This window comes from Vibrio stylophorae (assembly GCF_921293875.1).
GTDB classification, from domain to species: Bacteria; Pseudomonadota; Gammaproteobacteria; order Enterobacterales; family Vibrionaceae; genus Vibrio_A; species Vibrio_A stylophorae.
In genome coordinates this window covers 2,674,754-2,691,421 of the sequence record NZ_CAKLDI010000001.1, presented here as the reverse complement: position 1 = coordinate 2,691,421, position 16,668 = coordinate 2,674,754, and the positions used below count along the sequence as shown (strand labels likewise).

Here is a 16,668-nt window from a genome sequence, read left to right as displayed (position 1 = left end):
TTATATCAAAAGGAATAGGGGATGCAGTTTTGGCTTTGTGTGTTGGCTACGGTTGTGATTATTGAAACCTTACTACCTGCGCTTGCCCCGCGAAAATGGCAGATGCTGCTATTACAGTTCATTCAACTACCGGCGTCGAAAATTCGAATGGGATCCTTACTGCTGATGCTGCTTGGTTGGCTGCTTTTAATGTGGTGCGGGCCAGCAGGGAGCGTTTAACAAAAGTGGTGCAGAGAAAATACTTCACTGTAACCAAATGAAATAGCAGCCAAAAATAATGTTGATTAAAAAATGGCTGCCTTCTAAAGACGATCGGTGCTAGAATCCATTTTTAACTACTAACTGACTTTGGGAAGATGGGTAACAACGTAGTCGTTTTGGGCACCCAGTGGGGTGACGAAGGTAAAGGGAAGATCGTCGATCTTCTAACTGAAGATGCAAAATATGTGGTTCGCTATCAAGGCGGTCACAATGCAGGTCATACGCTAGTCATTGACGGTGAAAAAACCGTACTTCATTTGATTCCATCCGGTATTCTTCGTGAAAATGTAAAATGCATCATTGGTAATGGTGTTGTACTTTCTCCAGACGCGCTGATCAAAGAGATGAGCGAGCTTGAAGCACGTGGTGTACCAGTTCGTGAGCGTTTGTTCCTTTCTGAAGCATGTCCTCTAATTCTGCCTTATCACGTAGCACTAGATGCAGCGCGTGAAAAAGCACGTGGCAAAAAAGCAATCGGCACCACAGGTCGTGGTATCGGTCCTGCCTATGAAGATAAAGTGGCTCGCCGCGGTCTTCGTGTTGGTGACCTACTTGACCGTGAAGCATTTGCAGCCAAGCTAAAAGAAGTAATGGAACTTCATAACTTCCAACTAGAGCATTTCTACAAAGCTGAACCAGTTAGCTATGACGAAGTTCTAGAGCAAGTGATGAGCCAAGCTGATTTGCTAACTTCAATGATTATCGACGTGACTAGCGAGCTTGATGCTGCGCATAAAGCGGACGAGAAAATCATGTTTGAAGGCGCGCAAGGCACACTTCTTGATATCGACCATGGTACCTATCCATATGTAACCTCTTCAAACACCACTGCGGGTGGCGTTGCTGCAGGTTCAGGTTTTGGTCCACGTCACCTTGGTTATATTCTAGGTATCGTAAAAGCATACTGTACTCGCGTTGGCGCAGGTCCATTCCCAACTGAACTTGAAGATGAAGTTGGGAATCACCTAGGTACAGTGGGTCATGAGTTTGGTGCAACCACTGGTCGTAAACGCCGCTGTGGTTGGTTCGATGCAGTTGCACTGCGTCGCGCAGTTCAAATCAACTCAATCTCTGGTTTCTGCTTGACCAAGCTTGACGTTCTTGATGGTTTGAAAGAGCTGAAGATCTGTACTGGTTACCAGCTTGCTGACGGTACTGTGGTTGATGTATCACCAATGGCTGCTGATGCCTATGATCACATCACCCCAATCTACGAAACCATGCCTGGTTGGAGTGAGACGACTTTCGGTGCGAAAACTATCGATGCATTGCCACAAGCAGCATTGGATTATATCAAGCGCATTGAAGAGTTGACTGGTATTCCAGTTGATATTATCTCGACCGGTCCTGACCGTAACGAGACCATCATTAAAGTGCATCCATTTGCCAAATAATGATTGAGAAAAGCCAGCCAAGCGCTGGCTTTTTTATTGCCAAAATTCATGGGAAAACATTAAAGATTCGCCGTCATCGGACGATAACCTTTTACATAGCGTAAGAGAGAAACTGATGAAGCTTCGAACCTTAATATTTGCCATGCTGTTTTCGACCACAGCGCACGCCTTAACCGAGGTGGGGCCTGCTGTTGAAATCTATAGCGAAGACCAATTGCTCAGACAATTCGCCACCAATGCGCATTTAAAGCAGGTGAAAGCGGATGACTGCCAGTTGGTGCAAGATATTCAGGCGCGTGCTTTACGTGTGGATTATCCAGCTTATCAATTTCTTTGGGGCGACATGCTGACTTGGGGTGTGTGCGTAGATCGTGATGTTGAGCAGGGCCTTTACTATATTGAATTGGCTGCGCAGCAAGGTCTGCCCGATGCACTAGAGCAGTTGGGTCGTTATTACGCGCATGGCACTTTGGTGCAAAAGGACCGTGAACGTGCGATTCCTTATCTGCGTGAAGCGGCATCTTTAGGGAGTGTCAAAGCCCGTATTTTATTGGCGCAACTCTTGCTGGATGACGTGGGTAGCCCGCTCGATTATGAAGATGCTTATCGTTGGTTGTATCATACCGTGACCGATGATCGAAAGACGCATCGACAAATTGCCATGCTTCGTAATGGGCTTGAGCGGCGAATGCCTGCCAATATTGTGGCGCGAGCGAAAAAGCGTGATACCTATTGGTAATAGTTAAATTAAGCTATGCTGGTGGTACCATATCGATGAAAGAGGGTGCCGAATGCGAGTTTTACTTCCTTTCTGTTTTATCATGTTGCTCGTGGGTTGTGACGCAAAAAACAAACCGCAAGACAGTTCTAATGCCAATCTAGCCAATCCAGCGGCAACATTTTGTCTGGACCAAGGCGGACAATATCAGACCGAAAATACCGATACTGGGGTTGTTGGATTTTGTCATCTGGCTGACGGTACCCGTGTGGATGCTTGGCAATATTTCCGTCAACACACTGAATCAAAAGAAAAATAGCACTATATATCAAGTTCTCAATAGGCAATGAGTGCTGTGCTTGCAGTGCTCATTGCTTACGTCTCACAAATCACTTAATTGCTTTTCTGTTGCCTTGTAGCAAGCCAAATTGCGTGCGTCAGGTAGTATCTTTTGCCATCCCAAGTCCCTACAATTTAACTATTCTTCAGCGCAAATGCGCGTAGCCGCAAGGAAACACACTATGTCTCAGGGCGAAAATAATTCAAATACAGATAACAACAGCTATGAGCACCCGATTCCTGATCGCGATGCCTTACTTCAAGCGGTGGCAGAGCACAATGCGCCCGTCAGCCGCGACCAATTATTTGCTTACTTACAATTGGCGGGCGATGAGCAATATGAAGGCTTACGTCGCCGTTTGCGTGCCATGGAGCGCGATGGACAGCTGATCTTTACCCGCCGTCAATGTTATGCCTTGCCTGAACGTATGGATCTGGTGAAAGGCTATGTGATTGGTCACCGCGATGGTCATGGTTTTCTTCGTCCAGAATCAGGTAAAAAAGAAGACGATATTCTGTTACCGGCACATCAAATGCGCCAAGTGCTGCATGGTGATTATGTACTCGCACAGCCGATTCCAAGCAATAGCAAGCGTGGCCGTACAGAGGCGCGCGTGGTGCGTATTCTCGAAGAGCGTAAAAACGAGTTAGTCGGTCGCTTCTTTATCGAAGATGGTATGGGTTATGTGGTACCCGATGATAGTCGTATTTCGCAAGATATTGTGATTCCGCAAGATCAGCGTAATGGCGCGCGTATGGGCCATGTGGTCGTGGTAGAAATTACCCAGCGTGGTAATCGTCAATACAATGCCGTCGGTCGTGTGGTGGAAGTGCTCGGTGAGAATATGGCACCTGGCATGGAGATTGATATCGCTCTGCGCACTCATGATATTCCACATACTTGGCCAGAAGCGGTTGAAAAGCAGGTCAAAGATTTAACCGAAGAAGTGCCTGAAGAGGCGAAGAAAGGTCGCGTCGATTTGCGCGAGCTACCTTTGGTGACCATTGATGGCGAAGATGCCCGAGATTTCGATGACGCCGTATTCTGTGAAAAGAAAAAAGGCGGCGGCTGGCGTCTATGGGTAGCCATTGCAGATGTGAGCTATTACGTGCGCCCTGGTACTGCGCTTGATAAAGAAGCCATTGCGCGTGGTAACTCAGTGTATTTCCCATCGCAAGTTATCCCGATGCTACCTGAAGTTCTGTCCAATGGCCTTTGTTCATTGAACCCACAGGTGGATCGCCTGTGTATGGTTTGTGAAATGACCATCTCCGATAGCGGCAAGCTTTCGGGCTATCGCCATTATGAAGCGGTGATGAATTCACATGCCCGTTTGACTTATACCAAGGTGGCCAAAATCCTTGAGGGAGATGAAGAATTACGTGAGCGTTATGCGCCACTAGTGCCGCATCTTGAAGAGCTCAATGCGATGTATCAAGTACTCAAGGAAGCCCGTGAAGCGCGCGGTGCCATTGAGTTTGAAACCGTTGAAACGCAATTTATCTTTAACGCTGAGCGTAAAATTGAACGCATTGTGCCTGCAGTTCGTAATGATGCGCATAAGATTATTGAAGAGTGCATGATTGCAGCCAATATTGCGTCGGCTCGTTTTGTCGAAAAACTCAAAGAGCCTGCGCTCTATCGTGTGCATGAAGCCCCTGGTGAAGAGCGCCTCGTGGCTTTCCGCGACTTTTTGGGTGAGCTTGGCTTGCCACTATCTGGCGGCTTAGAGCCATCTCCGCGAGATTATGCTGCGTTGGCACATTTGATTCAGGGTCGTGATGATCGTGAACTGATTCAAACCATGCTACTACGCTCGATGAAGCAAGCGATTTATCAGGCGGATAACGTCGGTCACTTTGGTTTGGCGCTGAAGCAATATGCGCACTTTACCTCGCCAATTCGCCGCTACCCAGATTTGCTCTTGCACCGAGCGATTAAATACCTACTGGCTAAAGAGCAAGGGCAAAACCAAGATCGTTGGACGCCAACCGGTGGTTATCATTACGGCTTTGACGAGATGGATGTGTTGGGTGAGCAGTGCTCTATGACTGAGCGCCGTGCTGATGATGCAACCCGTGATGTGGCTGATTGGCTCAAATGTGAGTACATGCAGGATCACATTGGTGAAGAGCTGGAAGGGGTGATCGCCAATGTTACAGGCTTTGGTTTCTTTGTCCGCCTCAATGAATTACACATCGATGGTTTAGTGCATATTTCTAACTTGGATAATGACTATTACCGTTTTGATATGGTCGGCCAACGCTTGGTCGGTGAGAGTGGTGGTCAGGTTTATCGCTTGGGTGATACGGTGACAGTCAAAGTGCTTTCGGTGAATTTGAACGATCGTAAAATTGACTTTGAATTAGTCAGCAGTACGCGTAAAGTGCGCGGCAAAGGCAAAACAGCCAAGGATAAAACCAAGCGTGGTCAGGCAAGTGCTGAGATGAAAGTGAGCGCGAAGAAAGCGCCACGTCGTCGCTCAGAGCCTGAAGTTGAAGCCACCAAAGCGCCGGCAAAGAAGAAAGCCAATCCGGCAAAACAGAAAACCAAGGCTGAGAAAGCGCGTAAGAAAAAGGCCAAGAAGAAAAAATCCAATGCGCGTGCTCGCCAGCAATAACGAAATACGGTTGAACCATGAGTAATCAAATGATCTATGGCATTCATGCCATCAACGCAGTACTTGGCACTGATCCGGCGCGCATCATCGAAGTGATGGTGCTCAAAGGTCGTCAAGATGAGCGTCTACTGCCGATTTTAAATCAGCTGCAGCAATACGGTATTACCATAGTGCAAGTGGGCCGCAAAACGCTGGATGACAAAGCCAAAGGTGCCTCACACCAGGGTATTTTGGCGCGTGTTAAACCAGCCAAGCAGTTTAATGAGCATGATTTAGATGCGCTGCTGAGCAAAGCTGAGCAACCACTGTTTTTAGTGCTGGATGGCGTCACTGATCCACATAACCTCGGTGCTTGCTTGCGTAATGCTGATGCGGCGGGTGTGACTGCGGTGATTGTGCCAAAAGATCGCTCCGCTCAGCTTAATGCCACAGCTAGCAAAGTGGCTTGCGGCGCAGCGGAAACCGTGCCCTTGGTTCGCGTGACCAATTTGGCGCGGACCATGCGTGAGATGCAAGAAAAAGGCATTTGGTTTGTGGGTACAGCGGGTGAAGCCACCCATGATATCTATCAAGCCAAATTGACGGGTCCTATGGCGATTGTCATGGGCGCAGAGGGCGAGGGGATGCGTCGCCTCACTCGTGAGACTTGTGATGAATTGATCAGCATTCCTATGGCCGGTAGCGTTTCAAGTTTGAACGTTTCTGTGGCTACGGGTATCTGTTTATTTGAAGTGGTTCGTCAGCGTCGTAGCGCATAGTAAAACGCTTGGTGAAGCGCGGCAGAACAGCAAATGCGTCCACTTAGGTGGACGCATTTTTATTTGTGAAAGCAGTAAAAATGGATTGCGTCAAACGGTGTAATTCTGTACTATTTCGCGTCCTTAATTCCTAGTCATCTATTTTCCGTTCCTTGCTTCCAGTGGCTGACTAGGGCCCATGGTCGGAAGCTGATTAATCCGTAAGGAGCAACAAATGCGTCATTACGAAATCGTATTCATGGTGCACCCAGATCAAAGCGAGCAAGTTGCTGGCATGATCGAGCGTTACACCGGTGCTATCAAAGATGCAGGTGGCCAAATCCACCGTCTAGAAGATTGGGGCCGTCGTCAATTGACTTACCCAATCAACAAACTTCACAAAGCTCACTACGTTCTTATGAACGTTGAATCTGAGCAAGCAGTGATCGACGAGTTGGAAACTAACTTCCGCTTCAATGATGCGGTTATCCGCAACATGATCATGCGTACTAAAGGCGCTATCACTGAGCCATCTCCAATGATGAAGGCTAAAGAAGAGCGTTACGCAAAGCGTGAAGATCGCGCAACTGAATCAGCAGCTCAAGAAGCAGCTGAGTAAGTTATTGTGACCAATCGAATGGTTCTTGACGGGACACTCGTCAAAGGCCCCATTCGACACCAAAGCCCCGCAGGTATTCAGCACTGTAAATTTTGGTTAGAGCATCGCTCTAATCAACAGGAAGCTGGATTGAGTCGACAAGCCTATTGTCGAATGCCAGTGGTGTATAGCGGTGCTGCGTCACATGCGTTCACAGAAAATTTAGTCATCGGTAAAAGCATTCGTGTTGTGGGATTCGTTTCACAACATAAGACCAACCAGGGGTTGCCCATGTTAGTCTTGCATGCCGAGCACATTGAAAGTTTATAGTTCAGGAGATAAGCCCATGGCACGTTTCTTCCGTCGTCGCAAATTCTGCCGTTTCACTGCAGAAGGCGTGAACGAGATCGATTACAAAGATGTAGCAACTCTTAAAAACTACATTACTGAAGCAGGTAAAATCGTACCTAGCCGTATCACAGGTACTCGCGCTAAATATCAGCGTCAACTAGCTCGCGCTATTAAGCGTGCTCGTTACCTAGCTCTACTTCCATACACTGACAAACATCAGTAATTGGTAAGTCTTAACAAAAGTTAAAGAGGATAAGGTAATGCAAGTTATTCTGCTTGATAAAATCGCAAACCTTGGCAGCCTAGGCGACCAAGTAACTGTTAAAGCTGGCTACGCACGTAACTTCTTGATCCCACAAGGTAAAGCAGTTATGGCTACCAAAGACAACGTAGCAATGTTCGACGCACGTCGTGCAGAGCTAGAAGCTAAAGTTGCTGAAGCACTTGTAGCTGCACAAGCACGTGCAGAGCAAGTTGAAGCTCTTGAAGCTGTTGTAATCGCTTCTAAAGCGGGTGACGAAGGTAAACTATTTGGTTCTATCGGTACTCGTGATATCGCTGATGCAATCACTACAGCTGGCGTTAAAGTAGTGAAAAGCGAAGTTCGTCTTCCAGAAGGCGCGCTACGTAATGTAGGTGAGTTCGAAATCTCTCTACAACTTCACTCTGACGTTTTCGCAACTGCGAAAGTAAGCGTTGTTGCTGAAGCATAATCGTCGATCTCGATGATTGGAAAATACCAGCCTAAGGGCTGGTATTTTTTTGCCTGCGATTTATGGTTTGCTCCTATGCAAGACATATGTAGAGAATCAATGTGCACTGCTCGAATGAGCAAACGACAGTTCAGGCTTATCAGCTAGGTTTGGGTTATTGTGATTCAGTCGCATGGCGAGTTTTACGCAGGCACTAAAAAGCCGAGGTAGAAACCTCGGCTTTTTTAGTGGTGATAGAAAGCTGATTAACAGCCTGGGCCACAATCGAGACAGTGTTTAATCATCTCAGGACCAAGGTTCAGTTTAGCGTTTACATCACGTAGCGCGGTACGCACACCTTCTTCAATCACTGGGTGATAGAAAGGCATATCTAGCATTTGCGAAATGGTCATTTGATTTTGGTGCGCCCATGCAAGCAAGTGTGCAAGATGCTCTGCATTGGGTCCCATCATCTCTGCGCCAAGGAAGCGACCTGTGCCTTGTTCAGCGTAAACATGCAGCATGCCTTTGTTACGAAGCATGACACGTGAGCGGCCTTGGTTTTCAAAAGACACTTCACCAATTGCAAAGCAGCCACAAGTACCAAGACGCTGACTGATTTGCTGATAGGTTTCACCAACCATGGCAATTTGTGGGTCAGAGAAGACAGCTGAAATTGCTGAGCGACGAAGTCCTGCGCGAATATCAGGGAAACGACCTGCGTTGTCACCCGCAATACGGGCTTGGTCTGCCGCTTCATGTAGCAGTGGGATTTGGTTGCTAGCATCGCCCGCAATAAAAATATGCGGTACTGAAGTTTGCAGTGTGTATTGGTCTGCCGTTGGTACGCCGCGCGCATCAAGCGCAAGCGAGGTGTGCTCAAGGCCAATGTTATCGACATTTGGTCGACGACCTGTGGCGGCAAGGACGTACTCTGCGGTAAAGGTTTCAAGTACGCCATCATGGTTGATGAAGTCAATTTCAACAACATCACCTTTGCGCTCCATGCGTTCAACTTTTACATCAGCATCTAGATAGAATTCGCTGGCAAAAGTGTCGCGTGCATAGGCCATCACTTGTGGATCAGTAAGAGGACCCACTTGACCACCTAAGCCAAACATTTTCACATCAACACCTAGACGGTGGAGTGATTGACCCAATTCAAGACCAATCACACCTGGGCCAAATACCGCAACAGATTGAGGTAAATCATCCCATTCAAAGAGATCATCATTGACGATAAGACGATCGCCAAGTTCGTTCCATACACCAGGGTAGGCAGGACGTGAGCCTGTGGCGATAACGATACGTTTTGCTTGAATGGTGGTGTGATCATCCACTTGTAGGGTGTGATCATCGATAAATTTGGCATAGCCTTGGATTTTGTCTTCAGCGGCAATTTCATCGACACCTTCAAGTACAAAACCAACGAAACGGTCACGTTCGCGCTTTACGCGATCCATCACTTCACGACCATTGATTAGGATTTCCCCTTGCGGGTGAATCCCAAAGCCTGGTGCTTTTTCGATTTGATGGACGCTTTCAGCCGCAGCAATAAGCAATTTAGAGGGCATACAGCCAACACGCGCGCAGGTGGTGCCATAAGGGCCGCCTTCGATCATCACGACGCTATCTGTATAAGCTTTTGCTGCGCGATAAGCGCCAAGACCTGCAGTACCGCCACCGATGACGGCAACATCGACGTTTCGTTGTTTCATCGTTCTTATTCTCTTTTCAATCTTTCAAAATTTGGACACAAAAAAGGCGGGTTGCCCCGCCTTAAAAGTGATTAGCCGAGGTAGGCTTCAAGCTCTTCGCTACCGCCGATGTGTTTACCGCCGATAAACACTTGAGGCACGGTGCTGCGACCGCTAACAGCGCGTAGGCTCACTGTGGTGGCATCTTTGCCTAGAACCACTTCTTCGTATTGCAAGCCTTTATCAATCAATGCTTGTTTTGCTTTAGCACAGAATGGGCAGCCAGGCTTAGTAAATACGGTGATTGACTCTTGCACTTGATACTCAGGTGCAATGTATTTCAGCATGGTGTCGGCATCAGAAACCTTGAATGGGTCGCCTGGCTCATTTGGCTCGCTAAAGATTTTCTCAACAATGCCGTCTTTCACTAGCATGCTGTAACGCCATGAACGCTTACCAAAACCAAGGTCGTTTTTCTCAACCAACATACCCATGCCATCAGTAAATTCGCCATTACCATCAGGAATAAAGGTGATGTTGTCCGCTTCTTGATCGGCTTTCCAAGCATTCATCACAAAGGTGTCATTCACAGAGACACAAAGAATGCTGTCAACGCCGTGTTCTTTAAATACTGGGAACAATTCGTTATAGCGTGGCAGGTGGCTTGATGAACAAGTCGGGGTGAATGCGCCTGGCAGGCTAAATACGATCACTGTTTTGTTTTTAAATAGTTCATCAGTGCTCACGTTAACCCATTGATCGCCTTGGCGAGTTGGGAAGGTAACCTGAGGTACTGCTTGGCCTTCTTTGATGCTCATAATCTGATCTCCGTGAGAAAGTAAATTCGGTTTTGACCCGTGGTCTTCCAATCAGTTGTTTTGTACATCGAAAAACACTGTTGTTTTGATGGACTTAGTATTGCGAATTCTCTTTGATAGGCATAATCGTTACTTGCTATAGTAGTGATAGATTTTACCGATAGAGCCATGCAATGAACATTCGCGATTTAGAATACCTGGTAGCTTTAGCCGAACATCGACACTTTCGAAAAGCAGCAGAAGCTTGCTTTGTGAGTCAACCGACACTCAGCGGCCAAATTAAAAAGTTGGAAACAGAGCTAGGTGTGGTATTGCTCGAGAGAACTAGCCGCAAGGTTTTATTCACTGATGCCGGCATGGAGTTGGTGGGGCAGGCGCAAAAAATCCTACTGGAAATTAAAGTCCTGACAGAAATGGCTTCTGGCCAACATGACACATTGGCAGGTCCGATTCATATTGGATTTATTCCTACGGTTGGACCTTATCTGTTGCCTTGGATTGTTCCCATGTTGCGTGAGCGTTTTCCTGAGCTCAATTTGTATCTGCATGAAGCACAAACTCATAAATTGGTGGAGAAGCTTGAAGAGGGACAGCTTGATTGCTTGATTCTGGCGTCAGTCAAAGAAACAGAGCCGTTTAAAGAGATCTCTCTTTATGAAGAGCCGATGCATTTGGCGGTACCGCTCTCGCATCCTTGGGCTAAGGATGATCACTATGTGCTAGAGCAGCTCAATGGCCAGACTTTGCTGATGCTGGGCGATGGGCATTGCTTGCGCGATCAAGCTATGGGTTTTTGCTTTGCGGCGGGCGCCAAAGAGGATCCGCAATTTAAAGCCACGAGTTTAGAAACTCTGCGCAATATGGTGGCAGCAGAAAGTGGCATTACCTTATTGCCAAGCTTGGCGGTACTTCAAGATAAATGTAATGACCATGTGGTGTATCTCAAAGCCAGAGGTGTTTCTCCTTGTCGTCATGTGACCTTGGCATACCGCCCTGGCTCGCCGCTACGCGCTCGTTTTGAAGCGCTGGCAAAAGTGATTAGCGAGACGATTCAACCTTTGGTTTAACCTCACTTGTGATTTGCTGATAGGCATAGATTGCTGAAATAAAAAAACGCGCTCAATGAGCGCGTTTTTATTTGGATAATCAGCAAGAGGCTTAGAAGATACTATCGGTTGCGCTATCGCCGCCGTAAATACCGCCAGAGCCTGTTTCTGAGACACTTACCGTAGGTTGGGTACCACTGATAAAGTACTCAAGGATGCTGCTGCCATCTTGTGCATCTGACAACTTACCTGTTGCTCGGTCAATGCGAACACGGGTAATACCATAAGGTACGATCTTATTTTTCTTTGGTACGTCAGCAAGGGCGACCTTCATAAAGTCGATCCAGATAGGAATGGCTGTTTTACCGCCACCTTCACCACCTGCGGTGTAGTACTTCTCTTTGCGAATGTTGTTGTTGTCACGCGCAAAGCCAAGCTCTTTGTTGTTGTCATCAAAGCCCACCCAAGCGACAGCAGCAATGCCAGGTCCAAAACCTGCATACCAAGCATCTTTCACATCGTTGGTGGTACCGGTTTTACCGCCGATATCTTTACGATTGAGTACTTTTGCACGCCAGCCTGTCCCTTTCCAACCTTTACCGCCCCAGATATTGCTGATGAGCATTTCACGGGTCAAGAAGGCTACTTTTTCACTAATTACACGCGGTGCGTAATTAATTACTTCGCCTTCAGCATTGGTTTTGGCACATTTTGACTTACAAACGCGACTTGGGTTGGCTTGGTAAATCTCTTTACCAAATGGGTCTTCAACACGCGCGATGAGGTATGGCTTCACGTAGAAACCGCCGTTCGCAAATACCGCATAGCCTTGAGCGAGCTCAAGTGGCGTTAAGCTACCCGCACCGAGGGCAATGGCTTCTTGTTTTGGTAGGTTCTTATCGTTGAAACCGAAGTTTTTGAGGTATTCAACGGTTTTATCAAGACCCGTGTGACGCAGTACACGCACCGCCATTACGTTCTTTGAACGCGCAAGACCGATACGGAAGCGTGTTGGGCCATCATAGACATTTGGTGAGTTGGTTGGACGCCAAGCGACACCCATGCTCTCATCCCAAGCACTAATTGGCGCATCGTTGACGATGGTGGCTAAGGTCATGCCATTATCAAGCGCTGCGGCGTAGATAAATGGCTTGATGCTAGAGCCCACTTGGCGAACCGACATGGTAGCGCGGTTAAATTGGTTGTGATGGAAATTAAAACCACCGACCAATGAGGTGATACCGCCATCCATTGGGTTGATTGATACGAAGGCTGTTTGTACCGCAGGAACCTGAGATAGGAACCAGATATCTTCATATTTGCGAACATAAATCAGCTCACCTGCAGTCAGGATTTGGCTGGCCTTGGTCGGCGGATTGCGTTGTGAGTAGGCGCTGACATAGCGGCGGGCCCACTTCATACCATCCCATGGAATCTCAACGATAGCGTTGTGATCCATTTGAATGGTCGCTGATTTTTTATCAACTGAAAGCACGACGGCAGGTTTAAGAATGCCGTAGCTTGGTTGCTTAGCCACATATTTCGCAATCTTCGCCTGATCCCATGCTGGCTCTTCTTCGGTCCAAGCTTCAGCGGCAGCGCCGCGATAGCCATGGCGAAGATCATAGGCAATGACCGCATCAACAGTTGCTGTGTTGGCTGCTTCTTGGTAAGTCGAGTTGATGGTGGTGAATACACGGTAGCCTGATGATTGAACATCTTCACCATATTGCTCGATGGCCCATAGGCGAGCCATCTCTGCTGCATATGGTGAGTTCAATTCGATATCGGCACCGTGGTAGCGTGAGACGATTGGCTCTGCTACGGCAGCGTCAAATTGCGCTTGGGTGATATAGCCTTCAGCGAGCATGCGACCCAATACCACATTACGACGCGTGGTCGCACGATCAATGGAATAGATCGGGTTCATAGTCGATGGCGCTTTTGGAAGGCCCGCGATAATAGCGATTTCACTTAACGTCAAATCTTGAATCTGCTTACTAAAATACACTTGCGCGGCTGCACCCACACCATAGGCTCGTTGGCCGAGATAGATCTTGTTGAGGTAAAGCTCAAGGATCTCTTGTTTGGTCAGGAGTTGCTCTAAGTGAATCGCGATATACATCTCTTTGATCTTACGCATGAGCTTCTTATCGCTGGATAGGAAGTAGTTACGCGCAAGTTGCTGAGTGATGGTACTTGCACCCTCTTTGGCATGACCTGATTTGAGCACAACAAGCGCGGCACGGGTAATACCAATGGGGTCGATCCCTGGGTGGTCATAGAAGCGACTATCTTCAGTAGCGATGAAGGCATCGATCATCTGCTGCGGGATTTGATCCAAAGTCAGAGGGTTACGGCGTTTGTCACCAAATTGGGCGATCAATTTGCCGTCGGCACTCAAAATTTGAAGGGGAGTTTGCAATTGTACATCTTTGATTGTGGCGACGTCGGGGAGTTCTGGTTTTAGATACAAATAAAAGCCAAAAATTGTTCCGAGTCCAAGAATCATGCAAAAAACTGCAAAAAGTAAAAAGCGCTTTATGAACTTCACCTGAGATTTCCTGATTCGCGACGGTTATTTCGTTTCAAACGATGGTGGCAATAGTATAAATATTCCTTGCCAAATAATAACTTAATTTCTCCAAATTACTTTGTAATTCTTACGTAAAAATTTCAGAAGGCAGATCGGACATGTTTAGTGCCCCTCCCATTGTGGGGATCGATATCGGAACATACTCACTTCAAGCTGTGGTTGCAAACGCCAACAGCAAGGAGCTGGAGTTAATTGGTTGTGAAGAGATTACGCTCTCAGCGAAAATCATTGATGATCAACATGTTGCAAACGTTCCTCAACTTACATCCGCATTATCGCAATTGAAAAAACGCCTCCCTAGTGGTGCGACGAAAGTGCTTTTCGCCTTGCCGGACAGTGTGGTGATTAATAAGTTGTTTTCTTTGGAAGATGACTTAGATGATCAGGAGGTTGATTTCTCTCTACGTCAGAATGTGGTGAATACCACCGCGCTTTCTGATGAGCAATTAGCGCTGGACTATAAAGAAGCTTCGCATCAAGAAAATACGATGACCTATCGTGTATTTGCGACGCGCAGAAATATTATCGATAGCTTGATTGAAGCCAGTGAAAATGCTGGTTTAGAGCCAGTTATTATCGATGTACAAAGTAATGTGATTGAGCGTTTGACGCGCTTTATTAAATATAATGAGCGCCGACCAGACTGGGCGACTGTCGATCTCGGTAATAGCCGTATTAGTATTAATATTCTGAGTAGTATTAGTGCTTTCTATAACCGCCAGCTTACCTATGGTCTTAATGGCTTTTCACTGTCAGGCGCAATGCTTGAGTCAGACGACTATGAAATGGGCTTTGACCAAGAGCAGTACAACGATTACCTCGATGGTCTAGTGGAACAAATTCGCCGTGAATTGGCCTTGTATCAGTCATCATCGGCAGTACCTGCGGTGCAGGGGATTGCCCTGTATGGTGGCGGTGCCATGTTACGAGATATTGAGCAAAAATTGTCCGAATTGCTCAATCTACCCGTTGAAACCTTTGATCCATTGAAAGACCTTTCACATGGCCAGTTTCCGCTCAAGAGCCAATCACTCACAGGTGCACGCTTTGTACTTGCAACTGGGTTGGCATTAAGGGGGGCAAAGGCAAATGCTTGATATTAACTTAATGCCTTGGCGTGAAGCCAAGCGCGAAAAGCATAAAAAACGCTTTATGGCGATGCTGGGTATCGGCCTTGTGATTAGCGCCTTGACTGTTGCGGGTTCTCACTTTTTCCTTGGTTCAGAGTTAAGCAAACAAAATGCACGAGTTGACAAAGTTCAAGTCGAAATTGATAAGCAAAATAGTTTGTTGTCTAAATTGAGTGAATTACGCAAGAAGCGAGAAGAATTACAGCAAAAAATTCGCATTGTGAGCGAGTTACAAAATGGTCGTAATCGCGTCACGGTGATGATGAATTTGCTTCCTGAAGTGGTGCCTGCTGGCGTTTATATGAAATCGATTCAGTTCCAGGCTCAATCGGTAGGGATTACAGGTGTTGCAGATTCAAAAGCTCGTTTGTCAACTTTTTTGAAGCAACTGGAAGAATCACCATATATTACTGGTGTGACGATTAGTACGGTTCAAGCAACAGAAGGTGTGGATAATTTACCTTTAAATGAGTTCCAAGTGGCTTTCCAACTCAAATCAATTGCAGAGTTGCAACATTTATTGACGCAGGAGGGGGATGATGCAGCGCGTTAATATGGATATTAATGAAATCCCTTACTGGCCAATTGCCTATCAGTTGATTGTGGTCATGATTGTTACCGTGTTGAGTGTGCTAGGTGCGTATCATTTTTTCCTTAAAGATACCTATCTTGAAATTCAAGCAGCAATGGATAAAGAAGATGCTAATTTGCGTAGCTTACGCTCTAAGGCTCTACAAGCTGCTGAGCTCCGCAGCGTGAAAGAGAATGTGAAACAGCTTGAGGAAAATTATGAAGAGCTAATGTTGCAGTTGCCGGGTAGTGATGATTTATCTGCAATTTTAGCTAGCATTGATAATGTCGGTGTGCAAAGTAATCTCAAAATCAACAATATGAGTTGGTCTGAACCAAGCATTGAGCGCTGGTATACCATGTACCCTCTAAATATGCAGTTAGAAGGTGAATATAATCAGGTTGGTATATTCTCAGCAGGGATTGCAGATTTGTCTCGTGTCGTGAGTTTGAATGATTTCACACTAACTCGCATCAATATGGATAACGAGCAACTACGGTTCCAGGTTAATGCAGCATATTACCGTTTTAATGAGGTGGGACATGAAAAATAGAATGTTTAGCCGCCTTGTGTTAGTTGGCGTAAGCACAATTATATTGTCAGGATGTTTGGCTCGTCCTGAACCATTAGAACCTAAATTCCAAGAAATTTACAAAGTTGCGCGTAAAAAAGTGCAACCGATTCCTCGAGTGCCACCTTATAAAGCCCTAGTTTATAAGGGAAGTTTGTTGCGATCTCCGTTCAAGCTCCCGTCACCTGAATTTAGAGCGTCGTTGGCCGGGCGAGGCAATGATTGCTGGCAACCACAGCTTGGAGATTCGAGTTCTCCATTGCAGCGTTTTGCAATTGAGACTATGTCATTACAAGGTATTCTAACGGATCCATTGGGTTCTGAGCTTTGGGCTTTGGTGGCAACACCTGATGGTCAAGTATTATCTGTTAGTGTGGGTGAGTATATTGGCTCAAATTATGGTCGCGTGAGCGCTATTGATGAGCTGCAAATTGAAGTCAATGAAAAAGTGGCTGATGGCTTTGGTTGCTGGAAACCACGAAAAATTACAATGGCATTGCCACAAGCAGAAGTTACACAAGGGTAAGG

Annotated in this window: 18 protein-coding genes; 15 read left to right on the top strand and 3 right to left on the bottom strand. The window is 46.7% G+C overall.

Annotation, left to right across the window (positions count from 1 at the left end):
* Positions 1-21 precede the first annotated feature (21 nt).
* The 10 genes from L9P36_RS12580 to rplI all read left to right on the top strand — a co-directional run bounded on the left by L9P36_RS12580 (position 22) and on the right by rplI (position 7,732).
* Positions 22-219, top strand: a complete 198-nt coding sequence (locus L9P36_RS12580) for a DUF2065 family protein (RefSeq protein WP_237467513.1) — start codon at positions 22-24, stop codon at positions 217-219.
* Positions 220-356: 137 nt separating this feature from the next.
* On the top strand, positions 357-1,655 hold the full coding sequence (locus tag L9P36_RS12575; RefSeq protein ID WP_237467511.1) for an adenylosuccinate synthase: 1,299 nt from the start codon (positions 357-359) through the stop codon (positions 1,653-1,655).
* A 115-nt stretch (positions 1,656-1,770) separates the two neighbouring features.
* Positions 1,771-2,394: a flagellar protein MotX gene (gene motX / locus L9P36_RS12570; protein ID WP_237467510.1), complete on the top strand. Its 624-nt coding sequence runs from the start codon at positions 1,771-1,773 to the stop codon at positions 2,392-2,394.
* A gap of 52 nt (positions 2,395-2,446) precedes the next feature.
* The gene (locus L9P36_RS12565) at positions 2,447-2,692 is read left to right on the top strand and encodes a putative hemolysin (protein ID WP_237467508.1); all 246 of its coding nucleotides are present in this window, start codon (positions 2,447-2,449) and stop codon (positions 2,690-2,692) included.
* Between the two features lie 202 nt (positions 2,693-2,894).
* A complete protein-coding gene (rnr, locus tag L9P36_RS12560) occupies positions 2,895-5,333 on the top strand; it encodes a ribonuclease R (protein ID WP_237467507.1) in 2,439 nt (812 codons plus the stop codon).
* 17 nt (positions 5,334-5,350) lie between these two features.
* Complete coding sequence (rlmB, locus tag L9P36_RS12555; protein ID WP_237467505.1) at positions 5,351-6,091, top strand: 23S rRNA (guanosine(2251)-2'-O)-methyltransferase RlmB; 741 nt, start codon at positions 5,351-5,353, stop codon at positions 6,089-6,091.
* Between the two features lie 214 nt (positions 6,092-6,305).
* Complete coding sequence (gene rpsF, locus L9P36_RS12550; protein ID WP_237467503.1) at positions 6,306-6,689, top strand: 30S ribosomal protein S6; 384 nt, start codon at positions 6,306-6,308, stop codon at positions 6,687-6,689.
* 6 nt (positions 6,690-6,695) lie between these two features.
* Entirely contained in the window at positions 6,696-6,998 is a 303-nt protein-coding gene (gene priB / locus L9P36_RS12545) for a primosomal replication protein N (protein ID WP_237467501.1), read from the top strand.
* Between the two features lie 16 nt (positions 6,999-7,014).
* Entirely contained in the window at positions 7,015-7,242 is a 228-nt protein-coding gene (gene rpsR, locus L9P36_RS12540; RefSeq protein WP_237467499.1) for a 30S ribosomal protein S18, read from the top strand.
* 37 nt (positions 7,243-7,279) lie between these two features.
* Positions 7,280-7,732 carry a 50S ribosomal protein L9 gene (gene rplI, locus L9P36_RS12535; protein ID WP_237467497.1) on the top strand — a complete coding sequence of 151 codons (453 nt, stop codon included), beginning with the start codon at positions 7,280-7,282 and terminating at the stop codon, positions 7,730-7,732.
* A 245-nt stretch (positions 7,733-7,977) separates the two neighbouring features.
* Here rplI and L9P36_RS12530 read toward each other — a convergent pair whose 3' ends face one another.
* Positions 7,978-9,429 carry a dihydrolipoyl dehydrogenase gene (locus L9P36_RS12530; RefSeq protein ID WP_237467495.1) on the bottom strand — a complete coding sequence of 484 codons (1,452 nt, stop codon included), beginning with the start codon at positions 9,427-9,429 and terminating at the stop codon, positions 7,978-7,980.
* 71 nt (positions 9,430-9,500) lie between these two features.
* On the bottom strand, positions 9,501-10,229 hold the full coding sequence (locus L9P36_RS12525) for a redoxin family protein (RefSeq protein ID WP_237467928.1): 729 nt from the start codon (positions 10,227-10,229) through the stop codon (positions 9,501-9,503).
* A gap of 170 nt (positions 10,230-10,399) precedes the next feature.
* On the opposite strand from L9P36_RS12525, the gene oxyR reads away from it, so the two are divergent.
* Positions 10,400-11,293: a DNA-binding transcriptional regulator OxyR gene (gene oxyR, locus L9P36_RS12520; protein WP_237467493.1), complete on the top strand. Its 894-nt coding sequence runs from the start codon at positions 10,400-10,402 to the stop codon at positions 11,291-11,293.
* A gap of 91 nt (positions 11,294-11,384) precedes the next feature.
* On the opposite strand, the gene L9P36_RS12515 is transcribed toward oxyR, so the two are convergent.
* Entirely contained in the window at positions 11,385-13,826 is a 2,442-nt protein-coding gene (locus tag L9P36_RS12515) for a penicillin-binding protein 1A (RefSeq protein WP_237467492.1), read from the bottom strand.
* Between the two features lie 140 nt (positions 13,827-13,966).
* On the opposite strand from L9P36_RS12515, the gene pilM reads away from it, so the two are divergent.
* The 4 genes from pilM to L9P36_RS12495 are packed head-to-tail and all read left to right on the top strand — an operon-like array spanning position 13,967 to position 16,666.
* On the top strand, positions 13,967-14,965 hold the full coding sequence (pilM, locus tag L9P36_RS12510) for a type IV pilus biogenesis protein PilM (RefSeq protein WP_237467489.1): 999 nt from the start codon (positions 13,967-13,969) through the stop codon (positions 14,963-14,965).
* Positions 14,958-15,551, top strand: coding sequence for a PilN domain-containing protein (locus L9P36_RS12505; protein WP_237467487.1), 594 nt, complete (start codon positions 14,958-14,960; stop codon positions 15,549-15,551). Before pilM ends, L9P36_RS12505 begins: the two co-directional genes overlap by 8 nt.
* A complete protein-coding gene (locus L9P36_RS12500; RefSeq protein ID WP_237467479.1) occupies positions 15,535-16,122 on the top strand; it encodes a type IV pilus inner membrane component PilO in 588 nt (195 codons plus the stop codon). The genes L9P36_RS12505 and L9P36_RS12500 overlap by 17 nt, the downstream gene beginning before the upstream one ends.
* A complete protein-coding gene (locus L9P36_RS12495; RefSeq protein WP_237467478.1) occupies positions 16,112-16,666 on the top strand; it encodes a pilus assembly protein PilP in 555 nt (184 codons plus the stop codon). Before L9P36_RS12500 ends, L9P36_RS12495 begins: the two co-directional genes overlap by 11 nt.
* Positions 16,667-16,668 lie beyond the last annotated feature (2 nt).